The sequence below is a fragment of the Lysinibacillus sp. NPDC096382 genome (assembly GCF_044762845.1).
Taxonomy (GTDB): domain Bacteria; phylum Bacillota; class Bacilli; order Bacillales_A; family Planococcaceae; genus Lysinibacillus.
In genome coordinates this window covers 106,268-128,642 of record NZ_JBIWFC010000012.1, presented here as the reverse complement: position 1 = coordinate 128,642, position 22,375 = coordinate 106,268, and the positions used below count along the sequence as shown (strand labels likewise).

Here is a 22,375-nt window from a genome sequence, read left to right as displayed (position 1 = left end):
TTTTCTAACATTTGACCCTTATCGTTACTCTATAACTTTGGTAAAATGATGTAGAAGTCTAGGAGGGTAAAATATGAAAAAACTATCAATCATTGCTTTGCTTATGACAGTAATCGGCATGCTTCTTTGGCAACCCCAACTGGCATTTGCTGACGAACTGACAGGGCATTCACATGAACAGGGTCTTCGTTATTTAATTTCTAAAAATGCATTAGTAAAAGATGCAAAAGGAAGTTATCGTCCAGATGCCAATGTGACACGCGGAGAGTTTGCTTCTTATTTAACTAAAGCCATGAATCTTGAAGCGACAAGCGACATAGTCTTTAAAGATGTCCCAGATACATATGTACATGCAAAGGATATTAAGCTTGCTGCTTCAGCTGGCATTATTACAGGTTACGGAGATGGTTCATTTAAGCCTAATGCCGCTGTTTCAAGACAGCATATGGCGGTTATGCTTGAGAGAGCTATCGATTATTTAAACATTCCTAAAGGTACTTCTACTATTACCTTTAAGGATAATGCAGCTATAATAAAAGACTACCGTCAAGCAGTAGCTATAGGTGCACAACTAGAAATCATTAAAGGCGCTAATGGTTACTTTATGCCTGAAAAAAATGCAACAATTGGACAAGCATCTTCGTTTATTGTCCGTCTAATGCAACTTGCTGGTGATCCAAACGATGGCAATTCAAACAGTGGTAATACTAACGGTGGCAATTCAAACAGTGGTAATACTAACGGTGGCAACACTAGCGGCGGTAATACTAACGGCGGCAATACTAACGGCGGCAATACTAACGGTGGTAATTCAAACGGTGGCGATACAAATACCGGATCTTCTAAATATGCTATTAAGGAAATTTCAAACGGCACATTAGTTGGTAATCAAGGTTTCTCTACCTTCGAAGCTGCTGAAAAAGCTGTGACAAAAAACACTCAGGTTGTTGTCCAAAGTGATAAAATTGTGAAAATGTCTTCAGGCTATGTTGTTACAAATAATTACGTAGCACTAAAATCTGAAACAATTAATGACTCGCTTGCTGTTGCGGGTAATACAGAAATGGAATACCTAAGCAGTGATGCAACACAAGTAAAAGTTCGATTAGCTGGTCAAGTCGGCTACTTAAAACACGCTGATGTTACATTAATCCCATTTTCAATGAGCAAAGGTCGTTCTTACTATGAAAATGTGAATGGTGAAATTAAGCACACACTTTACGATTACAACACAAATAAATATTCTTCTAGCTATGTTTTCGGAAAAGCGCCATCCTTTATGAAGCAAAACGAAAAATACTATAGCTGGAACGGTATTTATTTCTCAAACGGCAACGGCTCCTCTAAAGGTGATGCCTATAACTATTATCAATTTTTACCTGCCCGTGCCCAAACACAATATACGGCACAAGAACTAGATGCTTATATAATGAATAAGCTAGCAGAGGTTGAGAGTACAGGAGTTAGCAGTTATAAAGATGCTACAAAGAAAAGTAAGTTAATAGGTTTAGGGAAAACATTGAAAGATGTGGAAGCAAAATCTCAAATTAACGCAATGCTTATTTTATCACTTGCTCAGCATGAGAGTGCTTATGGTATGAGTAATCAGGCACAAGACTTAAACAACTTATTTGGTTTGTACGTGACTGATACGAACCCACTAAACAAAAAGTTTGATAGTATAGCTGACAATATCAATGAGCTTGTTGAAAAATTCCTACAGCCAAACTACATTACTCCAGGGGGGTCACCTGGTAGAAACTTTGCGAATGGTGCAGTAGTAGGTTCAAAAGCTCTTGGCTTTAACGTGAAATACGCTTCTGATCCATACTGGGGTGCAAAAATTGCAGGACACTATTACCGTGCTGAAAAAGCATTAGGCTTTAAGGATGCCAAAAATCCATACACAATCGGTATAACAACAACAACCGGCTTAAACGTTCGTACAGGCGCGGCTACTAGCTTTAACCCACTATTCACATATGCACGAAGTAGTATGCCTGTGATCATCACAAGCTCTGCGACAAACGGCTGGTATGAGGTCCTTTCTGATAAATTGTATACAGGAACAGCTTTCGTAAGCAAAGACTATGTACAAGTGATCAATACAGTAAAATAAAAAAAGAAGTCGTCCTATAACGTAGGGCGACTTTTTATGTTGTTGAAAAGTTATTATGGCAATGTTAAGGTGTCGCATTAAATATAACATGGTTTTTCGGCAAAACAAATGTCATCCAACTTCTGAATTTTATCTACATCCACCTGCCTTAGGAACACCCTAATGAAAAAGAGATGCCTCAAATAATATTTGAGACATCTCTATTATTGTTAATATGAAAGCTTTTTCTTATCTGTTTTAATAATCGCTGACGCAATTATGACAAAGCCTAGCATTAAAATAAAGATTAAATCAAGTAAGCCTGTATGCATAGACACTGTAAATACGGTAATGACAAATGCATAAGCTACCGAATGGAAGCTACGAATACCGCCTTGCTTCACTTTATTATAAATTAATGAGATTAATACACCATATAAGAAGAAGCCTATCGCTACAAGCAGATAACCGCCGTCTAAGAATAATTGACCAATAAATGTTGGTGTTGTTGTTCTGTTAGGACGTGTAATATATTTACCTTCAGATTCAGCTAGAGAGTTTACAACTTCTGTTACTCTCATACGTGGTGAAACTTGTTCACCTGGTAAAATTGTACTGAAGATACCACCATGGATTTCCCCATTTAGGTAACCTTCCTCCTGCGTATATTCGATAATTTTACTTAATACAATATGGCCTGTTACACTCTCACCATTTATTGAACGAATCCATTTTGGTGTTAAGTTAACTTGCTGCTCTACTGATAACAGCTTTTCCTTTTCTGTTTCAGTCAATTCTACATCTGGTTGTTCACGGCTATTAAATTCTTTCGTTGTATCCTCTGATACAACACGAAGGAAGCCAAACATTGAGAAGGCTACCCCGATCACAAACAGAGCTGTAAGGAACCATGTTAATTTCACTCGTTTTACAACGTAATGGAAAATGATAATACCAGTAAATAACATAATAATTAATGGTGTACGGTAACCCATTAATAGGAATAAGAACATTACTGCAGCATAAATGGAGCCGTAGATTAATGTTTTTTTCCATGTTATATTTTTTTCTAAAATCATTTTATATGATAATAATAGTAAAATGCCATACCATAATAATTGAGCAAAGAAGTTTAATTTTGGATCAAGGTTACGTCGATTAGATTCATCAGAAATTCCTAATCCACCACCTTTAATCATCATTAATACATATGCAACTAAACCAAGTAAAGTTAAAAATACGATAAAATGAACAACATATTTCCCTAAGAAGGATAAACCAAATGATGGGATTGTCCATTGTAACTTATCAATAATATACACACCAATGTAATAGCATATTACTGCTAAAAATACTGCTGGCCAAATTGATACTCGTAAATTAAATAATTCAAATCGATGAAAATCAAATAGACTTGTAAAGAAATAGAGCATTAATATAAAAGGTAAAAAGAAATACGGCGAAAACGTATCAATTTTGTTGACCTTTGCAAAAGTTTGTTTCAGTTTATTCATAAATGTCATACATCTCAGAAGATGTGATTGCCCTCCTCTATCGCGAATCAAAATTGTTTATTCTTTTATTTACTAAGCAAAACAAGAGTTATTATATCATAAATACAGGTAGACTTATAGAAAGGAATGAATTGATTTTATATAAAATTATGCAATATTTTTCTTTTTTCCCTAAATTACGTGATCATCACCAAAACGTGTGGTTGATTTCCGTTCCAACTGGGCGCTTTCCTGGGGGCGTCCGATGAGCCGCTTTTGGTGTTGCTGTCGCTACGCTTTCGCACAGTCAAAACATTTGCTGCCGCTACGTTAACACTGCGCTTTCGCACAGAAAACATCCGCTGCGCTGCAGGGTCTCATCTGTGACGCTGATCCCCGAAGAGTCGCCCAGTCTCCACTCTAATCAACTATTTACATAGTAGACGTTTTAACAAAAGTCATCCACAACTTTTGGTGATGAACGAAATTACGAGTTTATACCCAAAATTAACTGCATAAATTTCCTCAACTGTTGTCCCTCTTCGCTCTGACAACACAATTTTAGCCTCAAATCGCCATACGATAATAACCAACTTTTAATGTTTTATCCATTATTTAGTTGTATGATAACTAAGTAATGCAAATTTCATGGCTTAAGCACAATTCAAAATCAGGACGCAATCGCGTAATTGAAGAAAAATACAAAAATAAGGATGTGGATTTAATGAAGAAATTATTCATTTCACTACTCTTAGCATGCTCTTTTATGCTCGTAGTTTTTTTAGCACCAACACAAGCTAAAGCTGCACAGAAAATCGGTGTCGTTTTCTCTGAAAGTAGTGAAAAATATGCCAATACTACACACCCTGGTGGAACATTTAATGGCAAACGTATTTCTGAAAAGGTTGACTATAGCTCCACATATAATAAGGAACTAAAAGCTTTTCTTCTCTATCAGCAACAAGGCTTCCAAGTAGAGAAAATTTATGAGAAAGACTTAAATAATTTAGAAAGTTTAAGTCAATATGATGCAATCGTTTTTGCCTATACAGTCATGATGAATCATCAGCAACGCGAAAATGTCAAAATGTACGTTCGAAATGGTGGTGGTGCAATTTTTGCCTTCCAAACAGCCCGTAATGAATCTACAAAATTCCCTAAACTCGGTCAAATGGATCTCTCTCCATTGATCTACGATGTCGATTCTTGGGTAATGGAGTGGGATAATTTAACTGAAGTCTTTAATTCCCGTTTTATTGACGATATTGTGTTAGGAAATTCTACAATAAGCAATAGAAATACTGTTCATCCAATTATTCAAAATACAACAAAAGAGCTTGGCAAAAGCAAGCTTAATCTAACAAAAACAGATCGTGATTGGGTAGAAATCATGAAGCCTTGGCAAGGTGGATCTGCAACACCTATTTTATATTTCTCAGATTACAATTACACAGACAAACCTAAAACAATGAAAAAAAATGAATTTGGCGCAGCCCATGCGATTGAATACGGAAAAGGCAGAGTTGTTCAAATTGGATTCAAAATCTATGATTATATAAATATTAATGATAAAGCGGATTGGCAGGATAACGAAAATGGTGTTGCTTATATAACAACTAATGGTGACAAGGATGCACAAGTATTTATGAAGCATGCTTTAAATTGGGTAGCCGAAAAACATAATGGCTATGTGCCCCGCCGTTATAACCTTTCGCTTTACTCTGACGGGGTGCAAAGTTATGTAGCACCGTCTGGTAAATTTGTTTTCTACTCCACTGTAACGGTTAAAAACAATGGTAATGTGCCTGCACGCGGTACATTGAAAGTAGAAATTTTAGACGCAAACGATAAAGTTGTTGGTATTGGACATGAACGTTACATTCCAGGACTTGCTGCTGATTCCACAACAGTCAACGCTGATCAAAAAGATATTAGTACCCATGTGGAAAAATATCAGATTACTATGCCTGGTAATTTAGCTGCCGGAACATATACGATACGTACATCCTTTATAGAGGGGCGCGATGATCGCAAAAATGCTGATGAAAAATTTGCAACGATTGCAGAAATTAAAACGCTCACGCGCGCAAAAGGTTCCAACAAAGCGACAATTGCTTCCGCTCCATTTTTCCCAGATGTATCTTCGTCGAATGGTGCCTATTATGATATTAAAAACTTATATGCATTAGGCATTGTGAAAGGAACTAATGGGAAATTTAATCCACAGGGGACATTAACTCGCCTACAAGCAACAGAAATGATTTTGCGAGCATTAGGGATTCCAGCATCAAGCTCAGCTACAGTGATATCAAAGCAGGTGATTATGGCTATGCTGTTTTAGCAACAGGCTTACGCTACGGTATTATTGCAGTAGAAAATGGCAGAATCAATGCCCACCAGCCAATGACCCGCGCTGCCATGGCACGAGCACTTGTCAACGGCTTCAAGCTACAAGGTTACACAAATAATACTTTCTTAGATGTGCCGACATCTCATGCTTATTATAAAGATGTCCAAGCCTTATATTCACTTGGCATCACTACAGGCTATGCCGACAATACATTAAAACCAAATGGTACAGTAACACGTCAAAACTTTGCTCAATTCGTAAATAGAACACTTTATGAAAATTCAAAATAGCTACTAAGGGATAGGTATCGCCGGTTGAAGTTCGTTGCGCCGCTAAACTCATGTTTTCCGCTGCTAAAAGTGCTCGCTTCGTCGCTAAACCCGGGTTTTGCACCGCTAAAAGTGTTCATTTCGCCGCAAAACTCGTGCTTTGCGCCGCTAAAATACCAACCCCCCTTAAACGAAAAGAGCTACAGCGTTTACTTTTGATCGCTGTAGCTCTTTGTTTATTGTTTTGAGTAATATTCTAAAATTCCTTTGTAGATAGATTCAGCAAATAACTCAAGACATTTATCATCCGTCAACTTAGCACGGTCTTCACTATTTGATAGGAAGCCTAGCTCGACTAAGATAGCTGGAATATTCGTATTTGCAACTACAATGTACTTATATTCTTTGACCTTACGATTTTTCATATTTAAGTTATTAACAATTTGGTTGTTTACAAATGTCGCAAGTTCAATATCTTCTTGATACATATCACCTGGTGTTTTAGCGTAATATGTCTCAGTACCTTGTGCAGAAGTACTTGCTGCAGAGTTAACATGGATACTAACGAAGATTTCGCCGTAGTTAGCATGTGAAAAATCAACATGTTTTTGTGGTGGAGAGAACGTATCTCCAGTACGAGGCATCAATACTTTTGCACCTGCCGCCTCTAGTTTATCCTTTACTAGGGTACCAACCTTTAATGTTATATCTTTTTCGTAAATTTTATCGTAAAGGGTTCCTACGTCGCTACCACCATGACCTGGGTCAATAATGATAATTCGATCTTTTAACGGATTACCACTTTGATTTAATAGCTTTAAATAAGATTTATGGACATACCCTTTTTGACCTTGATAAGTCACTTGTGCCCAATAACCGTTAATACTGTTCACTTGAACATATTCGCCTTTTTTTAGCTTACTTACTACCGCAGAAGTAGAGTTAGCTTCTTTACGAATATTTAAATTGTCAACTGTCACTCTACCTAATAGATCCCCAGAAATTGTTGGTGGAGTTGGATCTGGAGTAGAAGGCTTTTCCACTTCAACGTCCGCTGTACTATTAGCCAAGATATAACCTGGTACACCGTTCACTACAGTTAGATGGTAACCACTTACCGTCTTATAAACAGGTAAATTCACTTTACTATTCACAGGTGAAATAACCTTTGATGAAGAGGTTGGTTTTGCGTAAAGATTAATATTTTGTGTTGTCGCTATTTGCTTTTGGACATTCCCTAATGCGTTACCATCTGCATCTAAAAACTGCGCATACGTTTTATAAATATAAGCAAAGGTATCTTTATAGGAAACTTTTAACCAATCTCCTTCAACTGCATAGACTGATAGTTGACCACCTTTGTTTACTGTACCTACTATATTAGTAGTAGATGAAGAATCCTTGGATTTACGAATATTTAATCCGTCAGTTGTTGCAGAAACTAAGCCAATGACCTGTGATGAATCAGGTACAGCTACAACTTTAGTAGGGATATCTAAGCGATATTTTTCTTCTTCCGCACGCGCTACAAATAACGCGAACTGTTTACGTGTCACTTGTTCATTTGGATTATAATTTCGATTACTTCCCTTGGTAATACCATTATAGTAAATCGTATTCACATATGAAACATACGGATGATTAATGCCTACGTCTACAAAAGGAGAATCGATATTTTCATGCTCACTTATATCGAGCTTAAACGCGTTTGTTAACACATAACTCATTTCATCACGAGTTAAAGGTTTGTTTGGCAAAAATTGTCCCTTTGTATTTGTTTTAAAGAGACCAGACTGTATAGCGCGTTCTACATAGCCTGAAAGCTCCGTGCCGGCCGTTACATCCGTGAAGCTTGATTTATTAACAACTAGTGGCTTTTTGCCTGATGCCACAACAACCATCTTGGCAACTTGTCCACGCGTTACGGTGTTGTTAGGTTTATAATACGTTTTGCCCTTTTCTGTATACCCTTTAATAACACCTAAATTTACTAAATAATTGATTTCTTCATATGCGTCATCCTTGTTCGTAACATCTACAAAACCGCCACTTGCTTGTGCACTATTTATTGTAAACATTGAAGCAGAAACGAAAAGGACGCATAATATAAGACTAATTTTCTTGAGATACAATGTCTTATTTCCTCCCTTCTTGTTCTACCACTAATATTAACAAAATTTCCTAGGTAAAACTATTACACATATGTAATTATTATACCAAAATTTAAAATAATAGAATTCAATTCAACAATAATCATACTATTTAAAGCGCAAAGTGTTAAATCAAACAAAAAGAGCTACATCGCCTACTATTGAATGATGTAGCTCTTCATTATTATTGTTTTGAGTAATATTCTAAAATTCCTTTGTAGATAGATTCAGCGAATAACTCAACATATTGATCATCCGTCATTTTAGCGCGGTCTTCGCTATTTGTTAGAAAGCCTAGCTCAACTAAGATAGCTGGAATAATCGTGTTGCGAATAACATAATATTGTTCTTTTTTAACACCACGATTTTTCATATTTAAGTTATTAACAATTTGATTATTTACAAAAGTCGCTAAATCAATATCTTCATTAAACATATCACCTGTTGACACTGCATAATATGTTTCGGTACCTAGTGCAGCAGTATTTGCTGCTGAGTTTACATGGATACTTACGAAGATTTCACCGTAATTAGCATTTGTAAAGTCAACGCGGTCTTGTAATGACGGATACGTATCCCCTGTACGAGTGATAGATACCTTCGCACCTGCAGCCTCTAGCTTTTGCTTCACAAGTGTGCTGACCTTTAATGTAATAGCTTTTTCGGAATTAGACCCTACAACAGTTCCAGGATCCTTGCCGCCGTGACCTGGATCAAGAATGATAATTCGACCTTTCAACGGATTACCACTTTGATTTAGTAGCTTTATATAAGATTTATGGACATACCCTTTTTGACCTTGATAAGTCACTTGTGCCCAATAACCGTTAATACTGTTCACTTGAACATATTCGCCTTTTTTCAGCTTACTTACTACCGCAGAAGTAGAGTTAGCTTCTTGACGGATATTTAAATTATCAACTGTCACTCGACCTAATAGATCCCCAGAAACTGTTGGTGGAGTTGGATCTGGTTTTGGATCTGGTTTTGGATCTGGTTTTGGTTTTGGATCTGGTTTTGGTTTTGGATCTGGTTTTGGAGTCGGAGTTGGATCTGGGGTAGAAGGTTTTTCTACTTCAACGTCCGTTGTACTATTAGCCACGATATAGCCTGATACACCATTCACTACAGTTAGATGGTAACCACTTACTGTCTTATATACAGGTAAATTCACTTTACTATTCACAGTTGAAATAACCTTTGATGAAGAGGTTGGTTTTACGTAAAGATTTATATTTTGTGTTGTCGCAACTTGCTTTTGGACATTTCCTAATGCGTTACCATCTGCATCTAAAAACTGTGCATACGTTTTATAAATATAAGCAAAGGTATCTTTATAGGAAACTTTTAACCAATCTCCCTCAACTGCATATACTGATAGTTTTCCACCTTTATTGACAGTTCCTACAATATTAGCAGTAGATGAAGAATCTTTTGATTTACGAATATTTAATCCGTCAGTTGTTGAAGAAACTAAGCCAATAACCTGTGATGAATCAGGTGTAGCTACACCTTTAACAGGGATATCTAAACGGTATTTTTCTTCTTTCGCACGCGCTACAAATAACGCAAACTGTTTACGTGTCACTTGTTCATTTGGATTATACTTTTGATTACTTCCCTTGGTAATACCATTATAGTAAATCGTATTCACATATGAAACGTACGGATGATTAATACCTACGTCTACAAAAGGAGAATCGGTTTTTTCATATTCGCTTGTATCGAGCTTAAACGCTTTTGTTAATACATAACTCATTTCATCACGAGTTAAAGGTTTGTTTGGTAAGAATTGTCCCTTGATATTTGTTTTAAAGAAGCCTAGCTGTACAGCACGTTCCACATAGCCTGAAAGCTCTGTGCCGACTGCTACATCTGAGAAGTTTGATTTATTCACAACTAGAGGCTTGTTACCTGAAGCAACAACAACCATCTTGGCAACTTGTCCACGCGTTACGGTGTTGTTAGGTTTATAATACGTTTTGCCCTTTTCTGTATACCCTTTAATAACACCTAAATTTACTAAATAATTGATTTCTTCATATGCGTCATCCTTGTTCGTAACATCTACAAAACCGCCACTTGCTTGCGCACTATTTATTGTAAACATTGAAGTAGAAACGAAAAGGACGCATAATATAAGACAAATTTTCTTGAGATACAATGTCTTATTTCCTCCCTTCTTGTTCTACCATTAATATTAACAAAATCCCACAGGTAAAACTATCATATAGATGAAAGTGTTACAACTTAAATTCTAAATAATAGAATTTAAGTCTACCAATGCTCATAGTATTTAAAGCACCAAACAAAAAAAGCTACATCGTTCATATTGAACAATGTAGCCCGTTTTATTATTTTTTCGCGTAGTATTGTGAAATCCCTTTGTAGATAGAATCAGCAAATAACTCAGCATATTTATCATTCGTCATTTTACCGCGGTCTTCGCTATTTGTTAGGAAGCCTAGCTCAACTAAGATAGCTGGAATAATCGTGTTGCGAATAACATAGTATTGCTGTTCTTTGACACCACGATTTTTCATATTTAAGTTATTAACGATTTGATTATTTACAAATGTCGCAAGATCAATGTCTTCTTGATACATATCACCTGTTGAAATTGCATAATATGTTTCAGTACCTAGTGCAGCAGTATTTGCTGCTGAGTTAACATGGATACTTACGAAGATTTCACCGTAATTAGCATTTGTAAAGTCAACGCGGTCTTGTAATGAAGGATACGTATCCCCTGTACGAGTCATATATACCTTCGCACCCGCAGCCTCTAGCTTTTGCTTCACAAGTGTGCCGACTTTTAATGTGATAGCTTTTTCGGAATAAGAACCTACAACAGCTCCAGGGTCCTTACCACCATGACCGGGATCAAGAATGATAATTCGATTTTTCAATGGATTACCACTTTGATTTAGTAGCTTTAAGTATGATTTATGGACATACCCTTTTTGACCTTGATAAGTAACTTGTGCCCAATAACCGTTAATACTGTTTACTTGAATATATTCGCCCTTTTTCAGCTTACCTAATACCGTAGAAGTAGAGTTAGCTTCTTTGCGAATATTTAAACTGTCAACCGTCGCTCGACCTAATACATCACCAGAAACTGTAGGTGGAGTTGGATCTGGAGTAGAAGGTTGTTCTACTTCAACATCCTCTGTACTATTAGCCACGACATAACCTGGTATACCGTTTACTACAGTTAGATGGTAGCCACTTACTGTCTTATAAACTGGTAATTTCGTTTTGCTATTAACTGTTGTTATAACTTTTGAAGAAGAAGTTGGTTTTACGTAAACATTTAAATTTTGTGTTGCAGTAACTTGCTTTTGGACATTCCCTAATGCGTTACCGTCAGCATCTAAAAACTGTGCATACGTTTTATGAATATAAGCAAATGCACCTTTATAAGTAACCTTTAACCAGTCCCCTTCAACTGCATAGACTGATAGTTTACCACCTTTGTTTACTGTACCTACTATATTAGCAGTAGATGAAGAATCTTTTGATTTACGAATATTTAATCCGTCAGTTGTTATAGAAACTAAGCCAATGACCTGTTTTGTATCAGGTACACCTACACCTTTAACTGGTAGCTCTAAACGATACTTTTCACTTTTTGCACGCGCTATAAATAATGCAAACTGCGCACGTGTCACTTTGTTATTTGGATAATAATTTTGACCCGTTCCCTTTGTAATACCGTTATAGTATATCGTATTCACAAATGTAACATATGGATGAGTAATACCTACATCTACAAAAGGAGAATCGATATTTTGATATTCACTTGTATCAAGTTTAAAGGCTTTTGTTAATACATAACTCATTTCATCACGAGTTAAAGGCTTATCCGGTAAGAATTGCCCCTGAGTATTTGTTTTAAATAGTCCAAGCTGTATAGCGCGTTCTACATAGCCCGAAAGCTCTGTGCCTACTGTTACATCAGAGAAGCTTGATTTATTGACAACTAGTGGTTTGTTACCTGAAGCAATTACAGCCATCTTGGCAACTTGTCCACGCGTTACGTTATTATAAGGTTTATAATACGTTTTACCGTTTTCCGTATATCCTTTAATAACACCTAAACTAACTAAATAATTGATCTCTTCATAAGCTTCTTGATCTTTAGGAACATCTACAAACCCACCGCTTGCTTGGGCACTATGTATTGTAAACATAGAAGCTGATATGAATAAGACGCATAATATAAGACTGACTTTCTTGAGGTTCAATGTCTTATTTCCTCCCTTCCTGTTCTCGTGTTCATTTTAGCAAAATTGCACCGACAAAACTATCATACGAACATAACTATTCAACTGTTTTCTAGGCATCACTCCTATTTTTGTGAATTTCATAAAAAGAAGAGAGTCTGCAAGTGCAAACTCTCCTCAATTTATACATTATATAAAAGAACTTCCTTGCAATGTATTACTTTAAACGTAGCCCTTGTCTAAGTAATACGGAATTTGATTATTATTGTTATTTTTGTGCGCGTTCAATAAATGTTTGAAGTTGAGAAATTTTTAATATCTCATCGTAACCGAAGTTACCATTTCCGTTACCTTCTGTAATACCATTTGAAGCAAGAATTGAAATAAATTCATTTGCCCAATGATTTGCAGGAGCATCAGCAAATGTTACAACATTGCCTTGTTGCTTTAATCCGAAGGCCTGTACTAATACTTTCGAGATTTGAGCACGTGTTATCGGTGAAGATGGATTAAATTTACCACTACCATCACCAGCAAAGATACCTAACTTCGATACAGCAGCAATTGCACCAGCATGTTCATTTGTTGGCTTTACGTCTGTAAAATTCGTATTTTTATCGGATGTATCCAAGTTAAGTGCTTTAGCAATTTGCACTGCCACTTCAGCACGAGAAGCATAAACTGTAAAGTCAATCGCAGCTTCCTTTACTTCTTCTTTAACAGCTTCTGCTTGTTCACTATCAAATGTTGCTACACGTTTAGCACCAATGTAACGAGAACCCCAATAATAAGGATCATCTACATTTGAGTAACTAACACCTTTACCTGTTTGTGAATGGATCATTTTCCCGTCACCAATGTAAATAGCTACATGCGAAACACCTTTACCACTAGTATTGAAGAATAGTAAATCTCCAACTTGAAGATCCTTCTTTGCTACCACAGTACCTTGTTGATATTGCGAGCCTGAAGTACGGTTTAATTCAATACCTAAATCTGCAAAGACTTTAGTTGTATATCCTGAGCAATCGAGCCCTTTAGTAGTTGTACCTCCATAAAGATATGGAACACCTAAATATTTTGACGCTGTATCAGTTACATCAGTTGTTGTGGCTGCTTCAGCTTTATCTATTTGAGTTGTTGTAAATAACATGAAAGATGCAAAAATCGGTAATAACCATTTCTTTTTCATATATTCGGTATACCCCTCTCAGAACTTTTTTTGCCTATAAATAGACTATCATAAAAGATGCTATTTTAACTTTTCAATTGTGTAACGGTTTTTAAAGCACAAAAAAACACTGATATACCAACGTTTCGTGGTTTATCAGCGCTAAAATATGGGTTTTAAATAATGGATAATCGGGATTTTTGTAACATTCCTGTAATATTCGCTACGCTTTGTCACAATAGATTACAGATTTTAGTGAATTTTCAATTTTTAGGGATCATCACCAAAACGTGTGGTTGATTTCCGTTCCGACTGGGCGCTTTGTTGCTGCCGCTTCGCTTTCGCACAGATAAAACATTACCGCTGACGCTTCGCTTTCGCGCAGAGCAGAGCTTCCTGGGGGCGTCCGATGAGCCGCTTTTGGTGTTGCTGTCGCTACGCTTTCGCACAGAAAACATCCGCTGCGCTGCAGGGTCTCGGGCCAACACGATGTTGGTCACGAAGGCGTTATCACAGGATGTGATGCTTTTAGCCTTCGTTCCTCTATCGCTGATCCCCGAGGAGTCGCCCAGTCTCCACTCCAATCAACAATTTACATAGTAGACGTTTTAACAAAAGTCATCCACAACTTTTGGTGATGAACCATTTTTAGTTGTTAAATATGCGCATTTCCGATTCAATTTTCCGTTTTATGATGTAGGGCTCGCGTGGTATTTAATTACCTTTCGCGGGTCATTCTTTTGCTTTGCGAGGGGATTTGCCTCTGCTTTGCGACGATTCGCCTTTGCTCCGCAAGTATTGGCATATGTTGAAATTGGCCGCTAAAAGTGTGAGTTGCGCCGCTAAAACCCGAAATTCCGCCGCTAACCAAGTAAGGAACGCCACTAAAACTTGAAATTCCGCCGCTAATTGGCCTATGCCCCGCGAGTATTTGCCTATGCTCCACAGGGATTCGCCTTTACTCCGCAAGTATCTGCCATTCTTTGCTCCGAGGGTATTCTCATGCTTCACGCGGGTCCCTTCTTCGCTTCGCACATTCTATTGACTAGAAAATAACTGCACCCAATAGTAATATCCATTGCTATCAACTGCAATTGCTACCCCGGTATTTGTGTAATTTTCTCGTAAAATATTTTCACGATGTGCTGGTGAAGCCATCCATGCTTTGACGGCAGCTTCGGGTGTTGGAATTTTTCTTCCTATATTCTCTCCTAAGCTCGTATATGGATAATCGAATAATGTTGCCAAATCCCAGGGCATACCGTAGTAAGGGGATTCGTGCTCAAAATAATGTCGATTCACCATATCCTGTGCCTTAATAACGGCAATTTGTGTTAAAGCTGCATCATAGTTAAGGGGGGGGAGCTTTCTTTTTTGTCGTTCGACGTTGACTAAACGTATTACATCATTAGACATGGTTGGTGAAAAACATTTTGTCGGAATATAAGACTTGGATAAATAATCGTAGGCTACCTCGAGATTTGTTACCTTCGTTGAAAAGTCGAGACTTCTTTCAACCAAAGAAGCAAATTGCGCACGTGTTACCAATCGATTTGGTGCAAATTGCTGTGCGTTAATCCCTTTAATAACACCAACATCTGCAAGTGATTCAATATAGTCTTTTGCCCAATGTCCCTCCTTAACATCGCTAAACTTACTATGATTTTGAGAATCGACTTCAATTTGATACGCGAGTGTTAACATTTTGGCAATTTGTGCACGTTGTAAAGGTGCATCAGGGTTGAAGCAATCACCATTTTGTAATATCTTTAATTCCACTAAGGCACAAATTTCTTTATAGTACGGATGATTATCCGATAAGTCCGTAAAATTAGGAGTGTAATTGGTATCCAGTTTTAGCTTCATGGAACGAGCAATTGCAGCGGCAGCCTCTGCCCTAGTAATCGGTTGTTCTGGTCTAAAGAAGCCATCCTGATAATTTGTCATATAATGCTTTTCTAGCATATGTTCTATTGAGCTTTTTGCCCAATGTGATTGTGAAACATCTTTTGCAATATTAGCTGCCAATACTTCTTCAGATGTGTTTGTCAGAGGCACAGCATATGATGTAGTCAGCAAAATTAGAGACATACCAACAACACTAGATACTTTTTTAAACATAGCTATCTCCTCCTTCGTTTAATTATGTATAGTACTCTAATGGCACAAATTCCCCACCACATGTTTTCCTAACGACCAAATTAGGGATCGTATCCAATTCAGTATACTTATGTTTGATTTCCCTCATGGGGAATAAAAGCACTGTCACCATTCTAATGCAGTTTACACCCAACTTTGGTTGATGCGACACCTATATTCCATTATTACCTAATTTTACCTTCAGTGTTTCAAAAAAACCACTCTAAGATTGAAAATAACTTAAGAGTGAGTTTTCCCATTTATTCAACGCTAATATATAGAAATCGTCTTCAGTTTTTTGCAAAGTGCGGTATAGGAATAAAGCCATTTGACCGCGTCGAACATCTGTATAAGGTGAAAATGTAGTCGCACTAGTTCCTTGTGTAATCCCATAATTTAATAACGTTTGAATATACCTATTAGTTTCATTTTCTTTTGTAAAATCTGAAAAAGGTGCAGATAATGTTGTTGCCTGCTGTAAATTAAAGCCGATTGTCAATATCTTTGCCATTTGACTTCGATTAATAAAATGATCTGGATTATAATTTGTACCTTTTTGAATAATACCCTTTTCAGCAAGCGCGGCAATATGCCCGTAATATTTATGAGAGGTCGGTACATCACTGAAGCCAGGATTTACTACATTTTTTGTCTCCAATTTTAGAGCTTCAGCCAAAAAGTATGCCGCTTCCCCTCGTGTTAAATTTTGATAAGGACTAAACGTAGTCGATGTTGTCCCAAATACAATTCCCTGGCTATATAATTCACTAACTGCCTTGTAAAGTTCAACTTCACTTCCGCTATTTTTTATATCTGTAAATGGCATTGCAGCTGCTTCCGCAGGCATGGCTGCAACACAGGGAACAACTAGTGCCGCGGTTGCAATAGCCCATGTTTTATGTACCTTCTTAGTCGACGAATGAACGCTTCCTTTCCTTATTATAAAGAAAGAAAAGAGGGACCTGCCCTCTCTCCTTAAATTAGACCTAATGTTTTTAAGTGATCTTGTAAAATACGATAATTATATACTAAATCCTGCTGCTCAAGAGTAAGTGCGTCGTATAATTTTTGTGCAGCCAGTACTTTCTTTTCAAACGTTTTAGCGTCTGGGTCCAGCTCACCAATCGCATTCACCACTTTTAACACTGCTGTTACATCTTTTTCTGCTTTCTTTAAAGCATCGTAGTTAAGAACTTGTCCTTTTACTTTAGAGTCTAATGCTTTATATGCAGCAGAAGCATTCGCTACATCTTGAATATATGTGCTAGAAGCCGGATTAAGACCAGCTATAATCCCAACAATTTTCTTTACTTCACTCATATTTTTCTCAGCTTCAAGCAAAATATTGTAATTAGATACTCTTTGCTTATCTACAGTACTTAAGCTATCGTAATCTTTTCGTACAGATTCTATCATACCAAAATACAATTTGTCGCTTGGCTTTAAGGCTGCAATACTTTGATAAACTTTAATAACGTTATCTAATGAAAGAAGTAGCTGCTCGTTATAAACATATCTACGTTGAGTGGCAGTAAGATTATCATATGCTTTTAACACCTTTTGATATTGGCTGTCCATATTTTTCGATGTCATCAGTTTATCAATCTCATTGACAACACTAATGACAGGCTTAATAATTTTTTCTTGCTCTTGCAATGTTTTATAGTTTTCAACCGCATATTGTTGATCTTTTGGTAATGCATTATATGCTGCACGTATCTCTTCAATACGTTTAATATATTGATTTGCCGGGACAGTCGGAAGCTCATCAATCATACGCTGTACATTTCCTGCACCTAAGATGCTTGCTTCAGCAGCTTGTAATAAATTGTAGTTTGTCACATATTGCTGCATATCCTTACTTAGAGCATCGTATAGTGCTCGAGCTTGTACTGTATCTGCATTGAACGTTTTACTAGAAGGCTTTAACTTGCCTATTAATTCAATCACTTTAGCAGTTGGCTCATAGCTTTGTAAAATAGCAATATTTTTGACATATAGCTTTTGGTCTTTTGTCAGCTTATCGTACGCTTTTCGCGCTGAGTTTACTTGACTGACAAATTTACTTGTGCCCGGCTCTATACCATCGATTTGCACCATAGTATTTAAAATTGTTTTTACTTCTTTTTCACGATCTGTTAACACCTTCACATTAGAAACAAGCTTTTTCTGTCCTGAATTTAGTTTATCGTAAGCAACGCGAGCATTCATAAGCTTCGTTAAATAATCTGGATCATTAGGCACTGCCTCATCTATTAATGCAATAACCGTATGTGCAGATTTCAGCTCAGTCTCAGCTGTGACAAGCTTTTCATAGTTTGTGACAACTTTTTGCTTTTCTGGTGGTAATGCATCGTAATTTTTGCGCGCAGAATCTAAATCATTTAAAAATGTTTTACTTGTCGGTTTCAATGTTTCAATCAAGCCTATTAATGTAGCAACATCCTCAACTGCTGTTAGCTGATTGTAGTTTGTTACGCGTTTTTGTGAGGCAGAGTCTAATGCATTATATGCCTTACGTGCTGCCAAAACCTTTTTTGTATAATCCTTATTTGCTGGATTTAAAGCTGCAATTGCATTAATAACCTTCACAACATTGGCATTATTTTTTTCATAAGTTGTTAATGTCTTCGATTGTGTTACTAATTTTTTTGCATTTTTATCCATCGTTTTATATTCTGCAGACATCGCTGCTACTTTCCCTACAAACGTAGTATCTGGCTCATTAGCTAAAGCGATAACACGATTGTCGAAATCTTTAGCTGTTGTAATATAGCCATTCGCGGTTTGAAGAGCAGGATAATTCGTTACAAGTTGTTGCCCGTTAGATGATAGTTTCCCATAATCTGCAGTTAACTGTGTCACTACTTCCGTATATGTTTTTTGCGATGGATTCAAAGCCATGATGCGTGTCACAATATCCATCGCCTCTACTTGATCCTTCAACGATTTATAGTTTTTCACATATTCACGTTTTGCAGGATCTAGCTTTAAGTAAGCAGTATTAGCAGCCTTCGCTTTTGTAGTATAATCCTTTGCAGTTGGGTCTAACTTTTCCACTAGCGCAATTACTTTATCAGCTGTAGATTGGTTGGCTAACACTTCTGTATATTTTTTGTATGGTGTAACCGCTGCACTATTTGGATTATGCGCTATAACAATTTTCTTTTGGTCAGCTGTGAGCTTGTTCAGTTCAGTCGTTATGCCATCTGTAATTTCCTTAATTTTAGTAGCATCAGAATTTGGATTACTTAGGGTTAATACAAGAGTTTCTAATTGTTTAACTGTTTTGTCTACTACAGTTGCATCATCAACCATTTTTAAAAGTTTCGCAATATCTGCCCCGTTACTTTTGAAATAAGCAATGAGTGCAGCCCCTTCAAAATCATATTGGAGGGATTTACCCGTAACATCTTTAACTATAGCTCTAGCCTTATTGTTGGTTGCAGTATTAACAGCACCTTTAAATGTTTGTTGAACATATAAATAAGTTTTATCAGCATCCGTTGCACCTAAAAATGTCTGATATCTATTCCATGCATCATTAACATCCTTAATGAAAGTTTTACTAGTATAAGAGATACCCTTAATACTTGTACCAATGTTCTTAAGATCGCTTAATAAAATTATTTGTTTTTCTATATAGTTGTATTTAGCTGTAATAAATTCGATTTCATCAACGTCAAAATTATCGCTTAAAAATGCTAAATCTCTTTTGGCAGCAGCCATTTCTGTCGTTGTCGATTTTTCAGATAGTTTTCCATATTGTGCAATAGTTTGTGATTTAGCGTTTGCATTTGTTGCTGCTATATTCACATTAGCTACTTGATTTTCCTGAGAGATTGTTTGAGGTTGCCCTTCTTGAGCATTGGCAATCGCCGTCGGAGTTAGTAATAGACTTGTTATTACACCAATCTGTATTTGTTTCTTCAAAATGCCCACCCTTTCTTTTATATAGGTAAATAGATATGTATCATTTATTTCTAATTTGCTACCTTTTGTATCGGTGCATTTTATCCTATTTCAAGCTAATCTATTAAAGAAGCTTATCCTCTTCACTAACAGAATTATTTTTTAGATTGAATAGTCTTTTTATAGGAAGTTATTGTTAGGATACTATATAATTGAATTATGTGCATTGTTCTGGAAGAAATTTTGGCAAAAGATGACTAATTGCGAGTAAAAATGCTATAGACTTTAGACGAACAAATTTACTACCTAAAAGAATATGTGCCGCTGACGACAGTTATCGTGTAAAAACGAAGCTTAGAGGAAACAGCGCTCGTCTGTTGAAAGCGCTACTCTATATATACTTGCACCTTATATTTTCCAGAAAATATTTTGTTGAAAACATTACTCAAATTAGCGAATAAAAGCTTTGTATAATTGTCTAAAATAACGATTAAATTTTCTCTTTTTCGAGGGAAATCCATGAAAAACTCAGCATTTCTACTATATTATTTTCCAGTAATTAGATGTATACTACAACTTTACGATTTAATTTACGAGAAAGGGAGCTATATATGTTTTATCAATATAAATTTTGGCACAGCTTAATGCATCCCACTTATTTTACCCAAGCTGTTGAGCAAGGAGAACTAAGAGGATATAAAAAGCGATCCTTCGCCGTTTTTATACTCTTTTTGCTTCTATTCGCCGTTCGTGAGTTTTGGGGCATGGGTACTGAAAGCTTAACAACCTTATTTGCATCGAATCATCCAACTGAATACTATACAGCCCGTTTATTATCAATGGTTGGGGTTATTGCCTGGGGAGTTATCTATTATAGCTTCCATTATTATGGCGTTACATACTTGTTACATCTATTAACAGACATTCCTTACAAATGGATTCAGAAGGTACAACTTTATGTAATGGTATTTTTACTTATTGAAAAGACAATTTTATTTGCTGTATTTTATGCTGTTGGTTACACTACTAACTTCTCGTTCTTCTCACTTGCACCTATAGCTCAGCAAGTAATTGATAAGGATTATGTACTATTTGCTATCAACCAACTAACCGTAGCAACTGTATTAACAATTATTGTACAATACACGTTCCTTTCAAAATGGGAGGAGTGGTCAGATCGAAAGGCATTATTAGCAAAAATTATTGGTCTTTATGTAGTAATGGCTATTTTTATCGGAATGATTAGTGTGTTACCACTACAAGAATGGATTACAAGGGGGTTAGGATGATGCGCTTTATTAAATCCAGACCTTGGACAAGTTTAAGTATTATTGTGATAGCGTTATTAATTGGTGTAAATGCTTATTTTGTATTTAAGGATGATAGTAAAGTAGCAAGATCCTACTTTATCAATGAATTCCAAAGAGCTACACCTAGTGATCGTGTAGAAACGGTTGAAAAGGATGCGATTGTTGCACCAACACAAACCTATACGATTTCAGCAGATGCGAAAAATCTTGCTGCAATAGATGTAACACGTGGACAGGAAGTACATGCCAATGATTTACTAGCTACCTACAAAACAGAGGAAGTTGACGGTGAATTAGCAAAGCTTGAGGCTGAACGCACTGCTTACGAAACTGAATTAAGTGATTTAGAATCTGCTTTAGCCGATATAGAATCTGAATACGGTGGAGGCAATGACCCAAAAAGCTCTATTAATACCGACCAAATTAGTGAGAAATTAAATGTCTCTGTTAAATTTGAATTAGGTCAGCAAGCTTCTCCATCAACTGCAGTGGCAATACTGAACCGTCATATTGCAGAGACCAATCGTCAAATAGCTTTAATGGATGCACAAATTGGCCAAATTAAAGCGCGCCAAGGTGTTATTTGCCCAGTAGATGGTGTAATCTCAAAAATCACTGAAGAAGCTGGTGCGGTAACATTTGAAATCTATTCATCTGAAAAGTCTATGCTTGCCTACTTATCCGAGGATGAATGGCAAAAGGTTGAAGATGGACAAACCGTTAGTTTTAAACTGCCGCATAACGACGATGATCTATCTGGTATTGTCTTTCAAAAACAAATGATACCAGCAAATAAGGAATCCCTTTGGGCAAATGAACTAGCTAAGTCTGCAAAGCTACCAAAACCTACAAGCTATGAGGTAATACTGCATCAAGATGACATACTAGAAAACATTCCATTTTCAACTGTCGGTAAAGCTTCTATTACCGTAAATCAGGCATCCAACGCGCTTAAGGTGAAATCCGCATGGGTGAAGGCTGGAAAGAATAATAAACATAGCGTTTATACGATTGATGCAAATGGTAAAATACGCCTTGAGGATATCGAGGTTGCCTTTAAAACGGCAGATTCTACGATCTTTACAGGCTATATGGATGCTGGAACACCTATTATCGCAAATGAACAACGCAATATTTTAGCTCGCTCCTTCCGTTCAATACCTCTTAAAAAAATCGAGTGGCGAAATTTTAAAGAGATCGGTTGGAAAGACTACGTAAAATATATTGTCTTTTAGTATATAAAAGCCTCCCCGC

Annotated in this window: 13 protein-coding genes; 5 read left to right on the top strand and 8 right to left on the bottom strand. The window is 36.7% G+C overall.

Translation table 11 applies throughout. The annotated features are described in order from the left end of the window. The first annotated feature begins 73 nt into the window (after nt 1-73). Nucleotides 74-2,119: an S-layer homology domain-containing protein gene (locus ACIQZA_RS16815; RefSeq protein ID WP_402882852.1), complete on the top strand. Its 2,046-nt coding sequence runs from the start codon at nt 74-76 to the stop codon at nt 2,117-2,119. A 209-nt stretch (nt 2,120-2,328) separates the two neighbouring features. Here ACIQZA_RS16815 and ACIQZA_RS16810 read toward each other — a convergent pair whose 3' ends face one another. Continuing rightward, entirely contained in the window at nt 2,329-3,612 is a 1,284-nt protein-coding gene (locus tag ACIQZA_RS16810) for an oligosaccharide repeat unit polymerase (protein ID WP_142509150.1), read from the bottom strand. A 703-nt stretch (nt 3,613-4,315) separates the two neighbouring features. Between ACIQZA_RS16810 and ACIQZA_RS16805 the strand changes: the two genes are divergently transcribed. Continuing rightward, on the top strand, nt 4,316-5,932 hold the full coding sequence (locus ACIQZA_RS16805) for an S-layer homology domain-containing protein (protein WP_402882854.1): 1,617 nt from the start codon (nt 4,316-4,318) through the stop codon (nt 5,930-5,932). Nucleotides 5,933-6,009: 77 nt separating this feature from the next. Continuing rightward, nucleotides 6,010-6,231, top strand: coding sequence for an S-layer homology domain-containing protein (locus ACIQZA_RS16800; RefSeq protein WP_402882856.1), 222 nt, complete (start codon nt 6,010-6,012; stop codon nt 6,229-6,231). Nucleotides 6,232-6,446: 215 nt separating this feature from the next. Here the strand turns inward: ACIQZA_RS16800 and ACIQZA_RS16795 are convergent, their stop codons facing one another. From ACIQZA_RS16795 to ACIQZA_RS16765, 7 genes are all read right to left on the bottom strand, one after another. Next, nucleotides 6,447-8,342 carry an N-acetylmuramoyl-L-alanine amidase gene (locus tag ACIQZA_RS16795; protein WP_402882859.1) on the bottom strand — a complete coding sequence of 632 codons (1,896 nt, stop codon included), beginning with the start codon at nt 8,340-8,342 and terminating at the stop codon, nt 6,447-6,449. A 202-nt stretch (nt 8,343-8,544) separates the two neighbouring features. Further along, nucleotides 8,545-10,524: an N-acetylmuramoyl-L-alanine amidase gene (locus tag ACIQZA_RS16790; RefSeq protein ID WP_402882861.1), complete on the bottom strand. Its 1,980-nt coding sequence runs from the start codon at nt 10,522-10,524 to the stop codon at nt 8,545-8,547. A 190-nt stretch (nt 10,525-10,714) separates the two neighbouring features. Continuing rightward, complete coding sequence (locus tag ACIQZA_RS16785) at nt 10,715-12,610, bottom strand: N-acetylmuramoyl-L-alanine amidase (RefSeq protein ID WP_400936068.1); 1,896 nt, start codon at nt 12,608-12,610, stop codon at nt 10,715-10,717. Between the two features lie 247 nt (nt 12,611-12,857). Then, nucleotides 12,858-13,781: a C40 family peptidase gene (locus tag ACIQZA_RS16780; RefSeq protein ID WP_400936066.1), complete on the bottom strand. Its 924-nt coding sequence runs from the start codon at nt 13,779-13,781 to the stop codon at nt 12,858-12,860. 1,017 nt (nt 13,782-14,798) lie between these two features. Further along, nucleotides 14,799-15,881: a CAP and S-layer homology domain-containing protein gene (locus tag ACIQZA_RS16775; protein WP_402882864.1), complete on the bottom strand. Its 1,083-nt coding sequence runs from the start codon at nt 15,879-15,881 to the stop codon at nt 14,799-14,801. Nucleotides 15,882-16,122: 241 nt separating this feature from the next. Then, nucleotides 16,123-16,725: an S-layer homology domain-containing protein gene (locus ACIQZA_RS16770; protein WP_403009926.1), complete on the bottom strand. Its 603-nt coding sequence runs from the start codon at nt 16,723-16,725 to the stop codon at nt 16,123-16,125. 149 nt (nt 16,726-16,874) lie between these two features. After that, nucleotides 16,875-19,832 (bottom strand): hypothetical protein, encoded by a 2,958-nt coding sequence (locus ACIQZA_RS16765; RefSeq protein WP_402882870.1) that lies wholly within the window; start codon nt 19,830-19,832, stop codon nt 16,875-16,877. Between the two features lie 590 nt (nt 19,833-20,422). Between ACIQZA_RS16765 and ACIQZA_RS16760 the strand changes: the two genes are divergently transcribed. Together ACIQZA_RS16760 and ACIQZA_RS16755 are read left to right on the top strand one after the other, a co-directional pair. Continuing rightward, nucleotides 20,423-21,100, top strand: a complete 678-nt coding sequence (locus tag ACIQZA_RS16760) for a hypothetical protein (protein WP_402882872.1) — start codon at nt 20,423-20,425, stop codon at nt 21,098-21,100. Next, nucleotides 21,097-22,356 carry an efflux RND transporter periplasmic adaptor subunit gene (locus tag ACIQZA_RS16755; RefSeq protein ID WP_400936056.1) on the top strand — a complete coding sequence of 420 codons (1,260 nt, stop codon included), beginning with the start codon at nt 21,097-21,099 and terminating at the stop codon, nt 22,354-22,356. The genes ACIQZA_RS16760 and ACIQZA_RS16755 overlap by 4 nt, the downstream gene beginning before the upstream one ends. Nucleotides 22,357-22,375 lie beyond the last annotated feature (19 nt).

Bases quoted from the DNA above. Each gene is read 5' to 3' on its own strand.
- ACIQZA_RS16770 (WP_403009926.1), bottom strand. From the start codon at position 16,725: ATGCCATTTACAGATATAAAAAATAGCGGAAGTGAAGTTGAACTTTAC.
- ACIQZA_RS16815 (WP_402882852.1), top strand. From the start codon at position 74: ATGAAAAAACTATCAATCATTGCTTTGCTTATGACAGTAATCGGCATG.
- ACIQZA_RS16780 (WP_400936066.1), bottom strand. From the start codon at position 13,781: ATGAAAAAGAAATGGTTATTACCGATTTTTGCATCTTTCATGTTATTT.
- ACIQZA_RS16805 (WP_402882854.1), top strand. From the start codon at position 4,316: ATGAAGAAATTATTCATTTCACTACTCTTAGCATGCTCTTTTATGCTC.
- ACIQZA_RS16810 (WP_142509150.1), bottom strand. From the start codon at position 3,612: ATGAATAAACTGAAACAAACTTTTGCAAAGGTCAACAAAATTGATACG.
- ACIQZA_RS16800 (WP_402882856.1), top strand. From the start codon at position 6,010: ATGGCACGAGCACTTGTCAACGGCTTCAAGCTACAAGGTTACACAAAT.
- ACIQZA_RS16760 (WP_402882872.1), top strand. From the start codon at position 20,423: ATGTTTTATCAATATAAATTTTGGCACAGCTTAATGCATCCCACTTAT.
- ACIQZA_RS16755 (WP_400936056.1), top strand. From the start codon at position 21,097: ATGATGCGCTTTATTAAATCCAGACCTTGGACAAGTTTAAGTATTATT.
- ACIQZA_RS16775 (WP_402882864.1), bottom strand. From the start codon at position 15,881: ATGTTTAAAAAAGTATCTAGTGTTGTTGGTATGTCTCTAATTTTGCTG.